Genomic DNA, 1323 nt, shown 5'->3' on the forward strand with positions numbered 1-1323 from the left:
TGAGGTTACCCTCGTTTAGTGGACACCCTATTTGTGCGGATCTTGTGTCCGTAGGAGAGGATGTTCATTGTGAGTCAACAGCGCAAGAAGTACACGCCGGAGTACCGGCGTGAAGCCGCGAACCTTGTAATCGAGTCAGAGCGCCCGATCGCTCATGTGGCTAAGGAGATTGGCGTCTCCGCCGGGCTTTTAGGCCGGTGGGTCAAACTCGAGCGTGAACGCCGAGGGGCCTCGGATGGGATGAGTGAGGCTGATCTTCGTGCTGAGAATGCTCGTCTGCGCCGTGAGTTGGCGGAAGCCAAGATGGATAATGAGTTCTTGTCAAAAGCGACAGCCTTCTTCGCCGCGAAGCAACGCGAGCAGAAAAGTTCGAATTGATGCAGCAGGAGAAGGCAAACTACAGCATCAAACGCATGGCACGGCTATTAAAAGTGTCTCGGTCTGGATACTACAAATGGGCTGATACGCAGCAGAAGCGACTATCTGGCGAAAATGATCGTGCTGCATTTTACGATGGCGTTGACCGAAAGATTCATCAGATTTGGAAAGACTCCGATGAGGTTTATGGTGCTCCGCGGATCACCGCAGAACTTACCGAGCGCTACCAGATCACCCTGAATCGCAAGACTGTGGCTAAGCGGATGCGCATGATGGGCATTGAAGGGATTTCACCGCGTGCCTTTGTCCCGGTGACAACGATTCAATCCAAGCGTAAGTCAGCTCTTCCTGACCTGGTCAAGCGCATGTTTGATACTGGTGAGCTCAACCGAGTGTGGATGTCGGATATTACCTACCTACGCACCAGCGAGGGATGGTTGTACTTGTGTGCGGTCCGCGACGGCCATTCCCGCAGGGTGCTGGGATGGGCAATGGATAGCGTTCAAGATACATGCCTGGTCGAACGGGCCCTGCGGATGGCACATACACTGCGCGGGGACGTTCCTAATGGGCTGGTGTTCCACGCTGACCGCGGAACGCAATTTACCAGCGAGAAGCTCTGGGAAGTCTGCCATAACCTGGGCATTGCTCAGTCTGTGGGGCGTACTGGTGTGTGCTTTGATAACGCGATGGCTGAGTCGTTCTGGTCGACGCTTAAAACCGAGTTCTACGACCGCAAGCGTTGGCCAACCCGTGATGCCGCGCGCAAGGCCGTTGCCTACTGGATGGAAGTCGTTTACAACCGTCGGCGCCGGCACTCTGCACTAGGGATGGTCAGCCCCGTCGACTTCGAGAACCACATTGGTCTAACCACCAGCAGAAAAGAAATAGCTGCCTAACCACTAGGTAGCTCCACTACGTGTCCACGATTTGCGGGCAACCCCA

The 1323-nt window shown here is 55.0% G+C and carries 1 protein-coding gene; it reads left to right on the forward strand.

The window, feature by feature from the left end; translation table 11 throughout:
• The first annotated feature begins 60 nt into the window (after positions 1–60).
• A protein-coding gene (locus QKD99_RS11445) for an IS3 family transposase (protein WP_101679514.1) occupies positions 61–1277 on the forward strand; the annotation gives its coding sequence in 2 pieces (ribosomal slippage) (positions 61–322 and positions 322–1277; 1218 coding nt in all).
• Positions 1278–1323 lie beyond the last annotated feature (46 nt).

It is taken from the genome of Corynebacterium sp. c3Ub_189 (assembly GCF_039907195.1).
Taxonomy (GTDB): Bacteria; Actinomycetota; Actinomycetes; order Mycobacteriales; family Mycobacteriaceae; genus Corynebacterium.